We start from the raw sequence: 14,333 nt of genomic DNA, 5'->3' as shown, positions 1-14,333 counted from the left end.
GTTTCTTCCGTTCCCTTCCATCGTCTGCCGGACCCGCCGGGCTGTCCACGGCGCTCGATAGGCTCGGCGGCATGCCGCCTCGTGCCCGTGCCCGCGCCCGCACCTACGACTCCGCCGTGATCCGCGCCGCCGCGACCGCGCAGCTGCGCCATGTGCGCCAGGCGGTGGCGGAGCTGGACGACGAGCGGCTGGGCGCCCCCACCCGGCTCGGTGACTGGACCGTCCGCGAGCTGCTGACGCATGTGGCGGCGACCGTGGACTCGGTCGCCCGGCTGCTGGAGACGCCCGCGCCACCCGCCCAGGAGGCCGGGGTGAACGACTACGCGGCCGCGGTCGCCTCGTTCGCCGGAGCGGTCGACGAGCGCACCCGCGCGGCGGCGGACGGAGCGGACCCGCGGGCGCTGCTGGAGCGCGCGGAGGGCCGGTTCGCCGAGGTGGCCGCCGTGGCGCCGGGGGACCGGCTGCTGGCGGTGCCGTTGGGCGCCATGCGGCTGGACGACTACCTGGTGACCCGCTGTGTGGAGCTGGTCGTCCACTCCGACGACCTGGCGGCCGCCACCGGCACCCCGGTCCCGTACGACCGCCAGGCGATGGCCGCCGCCGTCCGCATGCTGGCCGACGCCCTCGCGGCGAAGGCGCCCGGCGGATCGGTCGAGGTCCGGATCCCGCCGTACGCGGTCGTCCAGTGCGTCGAGGGGCCCCGGCACACCCGTGGCACCCCGCCGAACGTCGTGGAGACCGACCCGCTCACCTGGGTGCGGCTGGCCACCGGCCGTACCGGCTGGGCCGAGGCGCTGGAGGCCGCCGAGGTGTCGGCGGGCGGAGAGCGCGCCGACCTCGCCGCCCACCTCCCGGTTCTGGCGTAGGCTCCCCGCGGCCGGGCCCCGGGAGGGTTCGCGGCAGATGTGACCCATGCCCCACTCGCCCCCGTCCTCCGCCCCTCGTCCCCTGGTGGGACCGGGGTCGGAGGTCCCGCGGGCGGGTGCGGCAGATGTGACATATGCCGCGGGGCCGGTCCCTCGTTCGGACGTGCTCGGGAACTGTCCTAGACTCGATGCCGTGCCACGTGGTGACGGACGACTCAGCCACGACCTGCTCCCCGGTGAGAAAGGCCCCCAGGACGCCTGCGGCGTTTTCGGAGTCTGGGCCCCGGGTGAAGAGGTCGCCAAACTCACCTATTTCGGGCTGTATGCGCTGCAGCACCGCGGACAGGAGTCCGCGGGCATCGCGGTGAGCAACGGCTCCCAGATCCTCGTCTTCAAGGACATGGGCCTGGTCTCCCAGGTCTTCGACGAGACCTCCCTCAGCTCCCTGCTGGGCCATATCGCGGTGGGCCACGCCCGCTACTCCACCACCGGAGCCTCGGTGTGGGAGAACGCGCAGCCGACCTTCCGGGCGACCGCCCACGGCTCCATCGCGCTCGGCCACAACGGCAACCTGGTCAACACGGCCGAGCTGGCTGAGATGGTCGCGGCCCTGCCCCGGGACGGCGGCCGGGCCACCCAGGTCGCGGCGACCAACGACACCGACCTCGTCACGGCCCTCCTCGCGGGCCAGACCGACGAGGACGGCAAGCCGCTGACCGTCGAGCAGGCCGCCCCCCTCGTCCTCCCCCGGGTCAAGGGCGCTTTCAGCCTCGTCTTCATGGACGAGCAGACGCTCTACGCCGCCCGCGACCCGCAGGGCGTCCGCCCGCTGGTCCTCGGCCGCCTGGAGCGCGGCTGGGTGGTGGCGTCCGAGAGCGCCGCGCTGGACATCGTCGGCGCCTCCTTCATCCGGGAGATCGAGCCCGGTGAGATGGTCGCCATCGACGAGAACGGGCTGCGCTCCACCACCTTCGCCGCCGCCCGCCCCAAGGGCTGTGTCTTCGAGTACGTCTACCTGGCCCGCCCCGACACCGACATCGCCGGGCGGAACGTCTACCTCTCCCGGGTCGAGATGGGCCGCAAGCTCGCCGCCGAGGCCCCGGCCGACGCCGACCTGGTCATAGCGACGCCCGAGTCCGGCACCCCCGCCGCCGTCGGCTACGCCGAGGCCAGCGGCATTCCGTACGGCTCCGGGCTGGTCAAGAACAGCTATGTGGGCCGGACCTTCATCCAGCCCTCGCAGACCATCCGCCAGCTCGGCATCCGCCTCAAGCTGAACCCCCTCAAGGAAGTCATCCGCGGCAAGCGCCTGGTGGTCGTCGACGACTCGATCGTCCGCGGCAACACCCAGCGCGCCCTGGTACGGATGCTGCGCGAGGCCGGGGCCGCCGAGGTGCACATCCGCATCTCGTCCCCGCCCATCAAGTGGCCGTGCTTCTTCGGCATCGACTTCGCCACCCGTGCCGAGCTGATCGCCAACGGGCTGTCGGTCGAGGAGATCGGCAAGTCGCTGGGCGCCGACTCGCTGGCGTACATCTCCATCGACGGCATGATCGAGGCGACCACCATCGCCAAGCCGAACCTGTGCCGCGCCTGCTTCGACGGCGAGTACCCGATGGATCTGCCGGATCCCGAGCTGCTCGGCAAGCACCTGCTGGAGACCGAGACACAGACCCCCAGCAGCGGTGACGCCGACGGTGTGCGGACGCTGACCGCCGGGGTCGGCGGCGCCGACGCGCTCCGCCGCCCGTAGGACCGTCCGCCCGCCATCCCCCCGATACGAAAGAGCTCAACGCCATGACACCCCGGTCCGAGTTCGGGTCCACCTACGCCGCCGCGGGCGTCGACATCGAGGCGGGCGACCGCGCCGTCGAGCTGATGAAGGAGTGGGTGAAGAAGGCGTCCCGGCCCGAGGTCGTGGGCGGTCTCGGCGGTTTCGCCGGGCTCTTCGACGCCTCCGCGCTGGCCCGCTACGAGCGCCCGCTGCTCGCCTCCGCCACCGACGGCGTGGGCACCAAGGTGGACATCGCGCGCCGTATGGGCGTCTACGACACCATCGGCCACGACCTGGTCGGCATGGTCGTCGACGACCTCGTCGTCTGCGGCGCCGAGCCGCTGTTCATGACCGACTACATCTGCGTCGGCAAGGTCTACCCCGAGCGGGTCGCGGCCATCGTCAAGGGCATCGCCGAGGGCTGTGCGCTGGCCGGCTGCGCCCTGGTGGGCGGCGAGACCGCTGAGCACCCGGGACTGCTGGCCGCCGATGACTTCGATGTCGCCGGTGCCGGTACGGGCGTGGTCGAGGCCGACCGGGTGCTGGGCGCGGATCGAATCCGAACGGGTGACGTGGTGATCGCCATGGAATCCTCCGGACTTCACTCGAACGGGTACTCGCTGGTCCGTCATGTGCTCTTCGACAAGGCCGGCTGGACGCTGGACCGCGAGGTGCCGGAGCTCGGCCGGACCCTGGGCGGGGAACTGCTCGAGCCCACCCGGATCTACGCACTGGACTGTCTGGCCCTGACCCGCACCACCGAGGTCCACGCCTTCTCGCACATCACCGGCGGCGGGCTCGCCAGCAACCTGGCCCGGGTGATCCCGGACCGGCTGCGTGCGGTGGTCGACCGTTCGACCTGGACCCCCGGCCCGGTGTTCCGACTGGTGGGCGAGGCCGGTTCGGTCGAGCGGCCGGAGCTGGAGAAGACCCTCAACATGGGCGTCGGCATGATGGCCGTCATCCCCGCCGAGTCGGTGGATGTGGCGCTCGCCACACTCGCGGACCGTGGGGTGGACGCCTGGGTCAGCGGCGAGATCCTCGACCGCACGGCCGAGGACACCGAAGCGGTGACGCTGACCGGTGACTACGCGAGCTGAGCTCGCCCCGCGAGGTGCGCGGGCAGCACAGAGGCCGGTCCGAGGCGGGTGCCCCGGACCGGCGGAGGTGCGGCGAAAAGCCGGGCGCCTGGAACCAGTGGTTCAGGCGCGGCGACGCTGCGGGGACGGATCGGACTGTTCGTCGTCCTCGTCCTCATCGTCGTTGTACAGATCCGCGTACTGTGCGTACGGGTCGTCGTCCAGCTCATCGTCCTCGAACGGCTCGCCATTCGGCGGCTGGCTCGATGTCGATGCGCCCAGCTCCTCGGCCAGGCGTGAGAGGTCAGTCCCACCGCTGTTGTACTTCAGCTGGCGGGCGACCTTCGTCTGCTTGGCCTTGGCCCGGCCGCGCCCCATGGCTCGACCCCCTCAACGACGGGGCTCGACGGCCCCAGAGTCTTGACACGCGTTCACGTTCATCACTTAGAGCGGACTCTCCTGAGAGAGACCGGTCCGTAGGGCTTCAACGGTACCTGCTTCTGTGGCCATACGGTACGTCGCCCGCACGACGTGCCACGCCGCAGGACAAACGGGGAGCCCCTTCCCCGCTGGTCAGCTGCGATTTTAACGTGTCTTGTGGGCCGACCCGCCGACGGGCCGTGAGGGATCTCTCCCCGACGGCTCCGCCGGGGCTCTCACGGCCCCGCGCGAAGCCGTCCGGAGGGGACCCGCACGGCCTGCCCGAACGGTTCTCAGTGGCTCCTGAGCGCCTTCCCGGACCCTCAGGCGCCGGACCGGCCCTCGGCCATCCGGTGCTCCGCCAGACGGTCGGCGGCCGCGGCGGGCGGAATGCCGTCGGTCCTGGCCCGATCGAATATGGCCAAAGTCGTATCGAAGATCTTGGCCGCCTTGGCCTTCGCCCGGTCGAAGTCGAAACCGTGCAGCTCGTCCGCGACCTGGATCACGCCACCCGCGTTCACCACGTAGTCCGGCGCGTAGAGGATCCCGCGGTCGGCGAGGTCCTTCTCCACACCCGGGTGGGCGAGCTGGTTGTTGGCCGCGCCGCACACCACCTTCGCGGTCAGGGCGGGCACCGTGTCGTCGTCGAGCGCGCCGCCGAGCGCGCACGGCGCGTACACGTCGAGGTCCGCGCGGATCAGCGCCGCGGTGTCCGGGACGGCCTGGATCCGCGGGTGGCGGGACAGCACCCGGTCGACCGACTCGCCGCGCACATCGGTCACCACGAGCTCGGCGCCGTCCTCGAGGAGGTGTTCCACGAGGTGGTGGCCGACCTTGCCGACGCCCGCGATGCCGACCCGGCGGCCGCGCAGCGTGGGCGCGCCCCAGGACGCCTGGGCACTGGCCCGCATGCCCTGGAAGACGCCGAAGGCGGTGAGCACGGAGGAGTCGCCGGCGCCGCCGTTCTCGGGGGAGCGGCCGGTGGTCCAGGGGCACTCACGGGCCACCACGTCCATGTCGGAGACATAGGTGCCGACATCGCAGGCGGTCACGTACCGGCCGCCGAGGGACGCGACGAAGCGGCCGTAGGCCAGCAGCAGGGACTCGGTCTTGATCTCATCGGGATCACCGATGATCACGGCCTTGCCGCCGCCGTGGTCGAGACCGGCCAGCGCGTTCTTGTAGGACATGCCGCGGGCGAGGTTGAGCGCGTCGAGGACCGCCGCTTCCTCGGGGTTCTCCTCGGAACCGTAGGCATGGAAACGGGTGCCGCCGAGGGCCGGGCCCAGGGCGGTCGAGTGGATGGCGATGACGGCCTTCAGACCGCTCTCCCGGTCCTGGCACAGCAGGACCTGTTCATGTCCGCCCAGGTCGGACCGGAACAGTATCGAGAGGGGGGACAGAGGGTTCGGCACGCGACTTACCGTCGGACCGTCGGCGCTGACGGTGTGACGTACGTCGGTCACGGTGGTGACTCCCATAGGTCGGGGTAGGCGCCCTCCGTGCTGGTGGGGAGGGCCGGTGGGCAAGAGGGTAAGCCCTGGGCACCCGGCGGATCGGTCACGTCCCCGACGAGTCCGCATGGCGGGCGTGGGACGATGCGGTCAGCCGGGTGCAGACAACTCCTGGCGGTGGTCTCAGCCTTGAGGGAGCGCGGGTGACCTTGGCGTCTTCGGTGATTGTCCCGTACGCGGCGTATCTCCGAGTCTATGAACCACTGGCCGCATTTCCCGAGCCGGAGCGGTCGCACTGGGCGCGTTATGCCAAGCGGGACGACATTCCGGGCGCGCAGGACGAGCTGCGCCGCTCGCTGGCCGATCTGCTGCCGGTGCCCCCGGTGCCGGTGCCCGTGCACGAGAGCGCGGACGCCTTCGTGGCGGTCGTGGACGGTGTCACCTGTGTCTGCCCCTGGCGGACGCGGCTGCGGGGCTGGCTGGCGCTGGAGGAGCTGTCCGAACAGCTTCCCGGGCCGCTGCTGGACGCGGCGCTGCCCCCGGTGGTGCGGCGCCAGGCGGTCTCCGACTACGAGGAGTGGCTGGAGCGCAACCCGGACGCCCGGCCGTGGATCCGCACCGCGACCTGGCATGTGCCGGTGCGCTGGTTCGTGCTCTTCGCTGACGAGGAGCGCGAGTACACCAAGGGTGACGACGGTCCGCTGATGCGTTACCGCACGCCAATGGTCCAGGCCAGGCGGCGGGTGGCGCGTGGCCTTAAAGTGTTGAAGGAATCTCTCGGAGAGGGACCGCTGATCGACGGCCTGGTGGACGTCGGCCGGTGGCTCGAGGAATTCCATCCGCGGTCACTGGTCGAGCTGGACTACGGCGGTCTGGTGCACGCGGTACCCGCCGGGCATCTGGAGGACGACCGCTCGGCCGCGGATGTGGCCGAGGGGCTCGCCGCACTGCGCGACGGGGACGGAGAGCGGGCGGGAAGCGTTTACGAACGGCTGACCGACCGGTGGACCGATGTGCGCGGACGGCGGCACGCGAGCTGAGCGGGAGCGTACCGGGGACGTAGGTCCCGATCCGGGCCATTGCCCCAATCGTGACCTAAAGCACTGACTTCGGGCCTTGCGGCAATCCCCCACCCTCGTGTCAAAATAGGACAAGGAGTCCGGGAAGGGCTCCTTCCGCCCAAGTATGGGCGGATTCTTCGGTATTGCACTCCTTGATGGATCTGGTGCCGCCTGATCCTGTTGTGACTGATCGTCACGGTCGCGTGACTGTCCGTTATGACATGGTCCATCGGCTTCCGTCGAGGTTGAACACCTGAGAGCGCAATTCCATCGGTTTGGCCGACGGGGCTGGACAGATGGTGTAGTTGTAGTGCCGAGGACAAGCCGTTCGTCCTATAACCGACTCGGCCCGCGTCTGCCATTTCGGGCAACGTGGGTCAAGGTGCAGAATTTAGAGGAAAGAACCGTGATGGTTCGGTTCTCCCGAGGAGGCCGCTCATGACCGCTCGCACCCCTGATGCCGAGCCGCTGCTGACCCCGGCTGAGGTTGCCACGATGTTCCGCGTGGACCCGAAGACGGTCACGCGCTGGGCGAAGGCAGGCAAGCTCACGTCCATCCGCACGCTCGGAGGGCATCGGCGCTACCGCGAAGCGGAGGTCCGTGCACTTCTGGCGGGCATCCCGCAGCAGCGCAGCGAGGCCTGAACAACCGCATAACCGGGCATTTCCGGGCCCCCCAGCCCGGCTTTCGCCTGTACGGCTCCATACGACGGGTGCCTGCCCCAACAGGCCAATCACCGCTCGACATGGGTGCGTCGTCGATCGCGCTGGACTCCGCCGGGTCCAGCGCGATCTTTTTGTGCCCGCTTCCGTCCATGGCGTGGTTGCGGACCGGGGGATGATGGCTCCCCCGGGGGCGTCGCCGAATGTCTCCGCACGGCCCCGAGGGGTCGCGATCCGGGCCGGTCGCGGCGGTCCCGGAGGCGGTCCGGGGCGGCTCGGACAGAGGGTGCAATTGCACATATTAAATTGACCCGTTGTGAGCGAGGTATAAGTTCCACCGCGACGGAAACCCATTCAGTGACTCCCGTCACACTATTGAGTACTTGTTTCCGCCCTGATGGCTGCGGTAAAAGGCAACTGCGGTAAGGGCTTACCGAGTTGAGGGCGGAGCAAAAGGCTCCGGTTCCCGGCCGGACTCCCGCGCCGCCGGCTCCTCCGACGGCTCCTCCCGGACCGCGTCGCGCCCCTCGTCGGCCGCCGTCGGCTCCATCGCCAGCCGCAGCAGCCGATGGCAGATCGGACAGTGCCGGGTCAGATGGCGATAGCCCGTGGCCGCCGCCAGATGGGCGCGCAGCAGCGCCCTGGTCTCATGCTTCGCGGACGTCGCCATACGCCGCACCTCCCACGCACCCCCACCACGCCTTCTTGTCTGGGTACCTCCGGGCGCGGGTGGTCGTCAAGATGCCAAAAGGCCCGGATCCACTGGGGATCCGGGCCTTCCATGATGCGGTCCTGACGGGATTTGAACCCGCGGCCTCCACCTTGACAGGGTGGCGAGCACTCCAAACTGCTCCACAGGACCAACAGGGACGCTACGGCCTGGCCGTGTGCGCCGCGCTGGTGTGCGCTTGCGGTCCAGACTCTACAGCAGGTCAGGGGGTGCGGTCGAACTCGCGCCCGGCGAGCGCTCGGCGGGGGTTGGGCGGGGGTTGGCGGGGCCCGAAGGGCCGCTGACGCCCCGGGAAGCTCCCCGGGAAAGCCCCCGGAGATGCGCCCCCGGCTTGGCCCCGGTGCCCCCTGAAGAGCGCCGGAAGGCCCTCAGGCAGTCCCTGGAGCTTCCTGAGGGCCAGGGGAGGGAGGGGGCGGGATGGATCAGTGGGAGAAGGTGTGGGTGTTGAACCAGATGGTCCGGTGACCGCTCCGCTCCTTGGACCCGCGGATCTCGATCGCCGTGTTCTCGCGGAGGTCGACGTTGCACCGCTTCCACGTGTCGTCCGCGCCGCTGGTGTCCTTGCACCAGCGGTACCGGCCGCTGCCGTCGGAGATCCGCACCCCGAAGGCGTAGCCGTCGTACTCCGTGTCCCGGACGGAAACCCTGTCGCCATCCGCGCACCAGGTCATTTCGCCCACCTTGTACTCCTCGCCGTTCCCCCGGACGGTGAACTACCCGCCGTAGCAGAAGGCGTTCGCCTGGCTGGACTGGACTGGACTGGGCTGGGCTGGGCTGGGCGGTCGCGGCCGACGAGGAAGCCGCCGTACCGAGGGCCACTCCCGTGGCCGCGAGAACGGCCACGGCGGTCTTACGCAACGTGCGCTTCATATACGTTCCTTCTCAACGGTGGCGCGTGTCGTGCGCCGCCGTGAGTCTTGCCGCTGACCAGGGCGGATGTCGTCAGCGCTCGGTGCACACGTCACATGGCGATCCGTCGCCTCCCCGGTACCCCGGCACTGGACAGGGCCTAGGGAGCCGCCGCGTCGATCGCCTTCACGATCCGCTTGTCGGAGACCGGATAGGCGGTGCCGAGGGCATGGGCGAAGTAGCTCACCCGCAGCTCCTCGATCATCCAGCGGATCTCCAGCGCCTCCTGGGGCACCGGACGCCCGGCCGGGAACTGCTCCAGCAGCCAGGCGTACTCGTCCTGCATCTCACGTACCTTCGCCATCCGGGTGCGGTCCCGCTCGGCGTTGCCCGGGAGCTGCTGGAGGCGCCGGTCCACGGCCACCAGATAGCGCATGAGGTCCGGGAGGCGGCGCACTCCGTGGGCGGTCACGAAGCCCGGGGTGATCAGCCGCGAGAGCTGCTCCCGGACGTCCTGGAGCGACGGCAGCAGCACGGGGCTCGTGGTGGCCTTCAGCCGCCGCTCACACGACTGCCAGGCCGCCAGCACCTCCTGGACCTTCCGGACGGTGTCCAGCGTGGCGTCCATCAGGTCGGCCCGCACCGCGTCGAAGAGCTTGCGGAAGGACTCCTCGTCCCACGCGGGGCCGCCACGCGCCGCGATCAGCCGGTCGGCCGCCGCGGCCACACAGTCCTCGAAGAGGGCCTGCACACTGCCGTGCGGGCTGCTGGAGAGCGCCAGCTTGGCCTGGTTGGACAGTTTGCCCTGGACGAACTTGGCGGGGCTGGACGGCAGCTGGAGCAGGATCAGCCGGCGCGTTCCCCGCCACATCGCGTCCCGCTGCTCGGCCTCGGTGTCGAAGAGCCGCACCGCCACCGAGGCGCCCTCGTCCACGAGCGCCGGATACGCCTTGACCGGCTGGCCCCCGCGGCGGGTCTCGAAGGTGCGCGGCAGCGCCCCGATCGTCCACTGGGTCAGCCCGCCGCGCTGCTCGATGCCGACCGTCTGCCTCGAGGTCTCGAACGCCTTGGAGATCGCGGCCCGGGTCTTGGGCTTCAGCCGCTGCTTCAGCGCCTCCAGGTCCTTGTCCTCGGCGAGCTTGCGGCGCCGCTCGTCGACCACCCGGAAGGTGATCTTGAGGTGGTCGGGGACCTTCGACCAGTCCCAGTCCTCCGGCTCGATCCGTACGCCCACCATCCGCTGGAGCTCCCGGCCGAGGGATGCGGTCAGCGGCTCCTGGAGGGGGAGAGCGCTTTCCAGGAAGCGCTTGGCGTAGTTCGGCGCCGGGACGTAATTGCGCCGCACCGGCTTGGGCAGCGACCGGATCAGCTCGGTGGTGAGGTCCTCGCGCAGCCCCGGGATCTGCCAGTCGAAGCCCTCCGCGGTGACCTGGTTGAGCACCTGGAGCGGGATGTGGACGGTGACGCCGTCCGCGTCCGCGCCCGGCTCGAACTGGTACGTCACCCGGAACTTGAGCTTCCCCTGGCGCCAGGAGTCCGGATAGGCGTCCTTGGTGACGCCCTGCGCCCGCTCGTTGATGAGCATCGACTTCTCGAAGTTGAGAAGCTCCGGCTCCTCGCGCCGTTTGTGCTTCCACCACGAGTCGAAGTGCGCGCCCGAGACCACGTGCTCGGGGATCCGCTGCTCGTAGAAGTCGAAGAGGGTCTCGTCGTCCACGAGGATGTCGCGGCGCCGGGCCCGGTGCTCCAGCTCCTCCACCTCGCCCAGCAGCTTCCGGTTGTCGTGGAAGAACTGGTGGTGGGTGCGCCAGTCGCCTTCGACCAGGGCATTGCGGATGAACAGATCGCGGCAGGTCTCCGGGTCGATCCGGCCGTAGTTGACCTTCCGCTGGGCGACGATCGGCACGCCGTACAGCGTGACCCGCTCGTACGCCATCACCGCCGCCTGCTTCTGCTCCCAGTGCGGCTCGCTGTACGTGCGCTTGACCAGGTGCTCGGCGAGCGGCTCGATCCACTCCGGCTCGATCTTGGCGTTGACCCGCGCCCACAGCCGGGACGTCTCGACCAGCTCGGCCGACATCACCCAGCGCGGGGGCTTCTTGAACAGCGCCGACCCGGGGAAGACCGCGAACCTGGCGCTGCGCGCGCCCACGTACTCGTTCTTCTCGGTGTCCTTGAGACCCACATGCGACAGCAGTCCGGACAGCAGCGCGGTGTGGATGCGGTCCGGTGCCGCGTCCTGTTCGGACAGCTGGATGTCCATGGTCTTCGCGACCGTACGCAGCTGGCTGTAGATGTCCTGCCATTCGCGTATCCGCAGGTAGTTCAGGAACTCCTGACGGCACATCCGGCGGAACGCGGACGAGGACAGCTCCCGCTGCCGCTCCCTGATGTACTTCCACAGGTTGAGGAAGGCCAGGAAGTCGCTCGACTCGTCCTTGAAGCGGGCGTGCTGCTGGTCCGCCTGCTGCTGTCGGTCCGAGGGGCGCTCACGCGGGTCCTGGATGGACAGCGCGGCCGCGATCACCATCACCTCGCGCACACAGCCGTTGCGGTCCGCCTCCAGCACCATCCGGGCCAGCCGCGGGTCCACCGGCAGCTGGGCCAGCTTGCGGCCGACCTGCGTCAGCCGCTTGCGCGGATCCTTCTGTGCGGCGTCCAGCGCGTGCAGCTCCTCCAGGAGCTGAACGCCGTCCTTGATGTTGCGCCGGTCCGGCGGGTCGATGAACGGGAACTTCTCGATGTCGCCGAGCCCGGCGGCGGTCATCTGGAGGATGACGGAGGCGAGGTTGGTCCGCAGGATCTCGGCGTCGGTGAACTCCGGGCGGGTGAGGAAGTCGTCCTCGGAGTACAGCCGGATGCAGATGCCGTCGCTGGTACGGCCGCAGCGGCCCTTGCGCTGATTGGCGCTGGCCTGCGAGACCGGCTCGATGGGCAGCCGCTGGACCTTGGTGCGGTGGCTGTAGCGGGAGATGCGGGCGGTGCCCGGGTCGATCACATAGCGGATGCCGGGGACGGTCAGCGAGGTCTCCGCGACATTCGTCGCCAGCACGATCCGTCTGCCGGTGTGCCGCTGGAAGACCCGGTGCTGCTCGGCGTGGGACAGCCGCGCGTACAGCGGCAGCACCTCGGTCGCCCTCAGCTGCTTCTTGTTCAGCGCGTCGGCCGTGTCCCGGATCTCCCGCTCACCGGAGAGGAAGACCAGGATGTCGCCCGGCCCCTCGGCCTGGAGCTCGTCGACCGCGTCGCAGATCGCGGTGATCTGGTCGCGGTCGCTGTCCTCGCCGCCCTCCTCCAGCAGGGGCCGGTACCGCACCTCGACCGGATAGGTACGCCCGCTGACCTCGACGATCGGCGCGTCGCCGAAGTGGCGGGAGAAGCGCTCGGGGTCGATGGTCGCGGACGTGATCACGATCTTGAGATCGGGGCGGCGGGGGAGCAGCTGGGCGAGATAGCCCAGCAGGAAGTCGATGTTGAGGCTGCGCTCATGGGCCTCGTCGATGATGATCGTGTCGTACTGGCGCAGCTCGCGGTCGGTCTGGATCTCGGCGAGCAGGATGCCGTCGGTCATCAGCTTGACGTGGGTGTCCGGGCTCACCTGGTCGGTGAAGCGGACCTTCCAGCCGACCGACTCGCCCAGCGGCGTCCCGATCTCCTCGGCGATGCGCTCGGCGACGGTACGGGCCGCGATACGGCGCGGCTGCGTGTGGCCGATGAGCCCCTTCACCCCGCGCCCCAGCTCCAGACAGATCTTGGGGATCTGGGTGGTCTTGCCGGAGCCGGTCTCGCCCGCGACGATCACCACCTGGTGATCGCGCACGGCCGCCAGGATGTCGTCCTTCTTCTGGGCGACCGGCAGTTCTTCCGGATAGGTGACGTCCGGCACGGCGGCGAGGCGGTCCGCGACCCGCAGCTCGGCGCGCTCGACCTCCTGGGCGATCTCGCCGAGGACGGCCGCACGGGCCTCGGGCTTACGGATCCGGCGCGCACCGTCGAGCCGGCGCCCCAGTCGCTGCTGGTCACGCAGCATGAGCTCGGGGAGCCGCTCCAGCAGGGCGGACAGGGCGGGGGCAGGCGTCGTGGACATACGAACCCCAGGATCTCACCTCCGGAAAACGGCTGGCGAACCATTTCTGTTCGGGCCGTGTTGCGCATATGTCCGTGATGCGCGTTTTAGCGTGAGCGCATGGCGGATGACGAGGCGGACGGGGCGGGACGCCCGGACCCCGAGCGGGGGACCGGTTCCGGGCGGCGGCCCGACCCCGGGGAGGGGGCTGACGCCGGGCAGGGGGCTGACGCCGGGCAGGGTTCCGACTCGGGACCGCGATCCGCACCATCGCCATCGGCGCCATCGGCACCATCGGCAACCCCGGTATCGGCCTGGGCGCGCTTCAAGCACTCGGCGTACCTCCCGGCCACCGTCATCGTGCTGATCATCTCGGCGGGCGCGGGGCTCTTCGCGGGCTCGTACACCTACGCGTTCGCCAACCCCACCCCCCGCCAGATCCCCACCGCGGTGATCCTCAGCGACCAGGGCACCGCCCCGCGGATGAAGTTCATCGGCGGTATGGAGAAGGCCCTGGACGCCTCGCTCCGGCTGCATGTGTACCCCTCGTTCGGCGCGGCCCGCTGGGCCATCGAGGAGCAGAAGGTCTTCGCGGTGCTGCGGATGCGGGGCCGCGGCGTCGAACTGGACGTCTCCGCCGCGGCGGGCGCGACCGTCGCCCAGGTGCTCACCTCGGCCGCCGGAAGGGTCGGCCGGGCGGCCGGCGTACCGGTCCGGGTCAGGGACCTCAAGCCACTGCAAGAGGGCGACCCGCGTGGCCTCGCCGTCTTCTACATCACGCTCGCCGCCGTGATCATCGGCTTCCTGGGCGCCATCCAGCTGAGCGTGAACGCCTCCGGCCTCGAACCGGCCGAACGCATCGGCTTCATGATCGCGTACGCCGTGCTCGGGGGTTTCACCATCGCGGCGATCGTGGACTGGGGGCTGGGCACGCTGGACCTGCCGTTCCTGGAGTCCTGGTCGATCCTGGCCCTGACGATGTTCACCTCCGGGCTGGTCTTCTCGATGTTCAACGTCCTCTTCGGGCGCTGGGCGCTCATCCCGACCTGGGGCCTGATGGTGCTGCTGGGCAACCCCTCGTCGGGAGGCGCGGTCTCCTGGCCGCTGCTCCCGTCGCTCCTGGGCCGCATCGGCCGCTGGCTGCCGCCGGGCGCCTCGGTGAACGCCCAGCACACGGCGGTCTATTTCGGCGACCACCAGCACGCGTTCCCGTTCCTGGTGCTGGCGGGGTGGTGTGTGCTGTCGGTGACGGTCTTCTGGGTCTGGCGCCACCGGCATCCGGGCGGGCGGCCACCGAGGGCGACACCGGAGCATCCGTCGCGGGAGCGCCCGTGGCGGGAGACATGAAGAAAGATCCCCCTCTGCTGTCAG

General features: G+C 70.0%; 11 protein-coding genes and 1 tRNA gene. 6 read left to right on the top strand and 6 right to left on the bottom strand.

Annotation, left to right across the window (positions count from 1 at the left end):
* The first annotated feature begins 71 nt into the window (after positions 1 to 71).
* The 3 genes from HUT19_RS18740 (at position 72) to purM (ending at position 3,740) form a co-directional block, all read left to right on the top strand.
* Positions 72 to 866: a maleylpyruvate isomerase family mycothiol-dependent enzyme gene (locus HUT19_RS18740; RefSeq protein WP_176181590.1), complete on the top strand. Its 795-nt coding sequence runs from the start codon at positions 72 to 74 to the stop codon at positions 864 to 866.
* A gap of 193 nt (positions 867 to 1,059) precedes the next feature.
* Positions 1,060 to 2,619 carry an amidophosphoribosyltransferase gene (purF, locus tag HUT19_RS18735; protein ID WP_176181589.1) on the top strand — a complete coding sequence of 520 codons (1,560 nt, stop codon included), beginning with the start codon at positions 1,060 to 1,062 and terminating at the stop codon, positions 2,617 to 2,619.
* A gap of 44 nt (positions 2,620 to 2,663) precedes the next feature.
* The gene (gene purM, locus HUT19_RS18730) at positions 2,664 to 3,740 is read left to right on the top strand and encodes a phosphoribosylformylglycinamidine cyclo-ligase (protein WP_176181588.1); all 1,077 of its coding nucleotides are present in this window, start codon (positions 2,664 to 2,666) and stop codon (positions 3,738 to 3,740) included.
* 102 nt (positions 3,741 to 3,842) lie between these two features.
* On the opposite strand, the gene HUT19_RS18725 is transcribed toward purM, so the two are convergent.
* Together HUT19_RS18725 and HUT19_RS18720 are read right to left on the bottom strand one after the other, a co-directional pair.
* Complete coding sequence (locus tag HUT19_RS18725; protein ID WP_176181587.1) at positions 3,843 to 4,097, bottom strand: DUF3073 domain-containing protein; 255 nt, start codon at positions 4,095 to 4,097, stop codon at positions 3,843 to 3,845.
* Positions 4,098 to 4,462: 365 nt separating this feature from the next.
* The gene (locus tag HUT19_RS18720; protein WP_254885642.1) at positions 4,463 to 5,620 is read right to left on the bottom strand and encodes a Glu/Leu/Phe/Val dehydrogenase dimerization domain-containing protein; all 1,158 of its coding nucleotides are present in this window, start codon (positions 5,618 to 5,620) and stop codon (positions 4,463 to 4,465) included.
* A 176-nt stretch (positions 5,621 to 5,796) separates the two neighbouring features.
* Here HUT19_RS18720 and HUT19_RS18715 point away from each other — a divergent pair, with 176 nt between their 5' ends.
* Complete coding sequence (locus HUT19_RS18715; RefSeq protein WP_176181585.1) at positions 5,797 to 6,633, top strand: hypothetical protein; 837 nt, start codon at positions 5,797 to 5,799, stop codon at positions 6,631 to 6,633.
* Positions 6,634 to 7,092: 459 nt separating this feature from the next.
* On the top strand, positions 7,093 to 7,299 hold the full coding sequence (bldC, locus tag HUT19_RS18710) for a developmental transcriptional regulator BldC (RefSeq protein WP_003949541.1): 207 nt from the start codon (positions 7,093 to 7,095) through the stop codon (positions 7,297 to 7,299).
* A 448-nt stretch (positions 7,300 to 7,747) separates the two neighbouring features.
* Here the strand turns inward: bldC and HUT19_RS18705 are convergent, their stop codons facing one another.
* The 4 genes from HUT19_RS18705 to hrpA all read right to left on the bottom strand — a co-directional run bounded on the left by HUT19_RS18705 (position 7,748) and on the right by hrpA (position 12,983).
* A complete protein-coding gene (locus HUT19_RS18705; protein ID WP_176178454.1) occupies positions 7,748 to 7,987 on the bottom strand; it encodes a DUF6274 family protein in 240 nt (79 codons plus the stop codon).
* Positions 7,988 to 8,104: 117 nt separating this feature from the next.
* Positions 8,105 to 8,179 (bottom strand) — tRNA-Asp (locus HUT19_RS18700).
* A gap of 290 nt (positions 8,180 to 8,469) precedes the next feature.
* Positions 8,470 to 8,727, bottom strand: coding sequence for a hypothetical protein (locus tag HUT19_RS18695; RefSeq protein ID WP_176181584.1), 258 nt, complete (start codon positions 8,725 to 8,727; stop codon positions 8,470 to 8,472).
* Between the two features lie 329 nt (positions 8,728 to 9,056).
* On the bottom strand, positions 9,057 to 12,983 hold the full coding sequence (hrpA, locus tag HUT19_RS18690; RefSeq protein ID WP_176181583.1) for an ATP-dependent RNA helicase HrpA: 3,927 nt from the start codon (positions 12,981 to 12,983) through the stop codon (positions 9,057 to 9,059).
* A gap of 99 nt (positions 12,984 to 13,082) precedes the next feature.
* On the opposite strand from hrpA, the gene HUT19_RS18685 reads away from it, so the two are divergent.
* Positions 13,083 to 14,309 carry an ABC transporter permease gene (locus tag HUT19_RS18685; RefSeq protein WP_176181582.1) on the top strand — a complete coding sequence of 409 codons (1,227 nt, stop codon included), beginning with the start codon at positions 13,083 to 13,085 and terminating at the stop codon, positions 14,307 to 14,309.
* Positions 14,310 to 14,333 lie beyond the last annotated feature (24 nt).

The organism is Streptomyces sp. NA02950 (assembly GCF_013364155.1).
Taxonomy (GTDB): domain Bacteria; phylum Actinomycetota; class Actinomycetes; order Streptomycetales; family Streptomycetaceae; genus Streptomyces.
The sequence above is the reverse complement of the archived record's forward strand: the minus strand, read 5'-3'. Positions and strand labels throughout refer to the sequence as shown.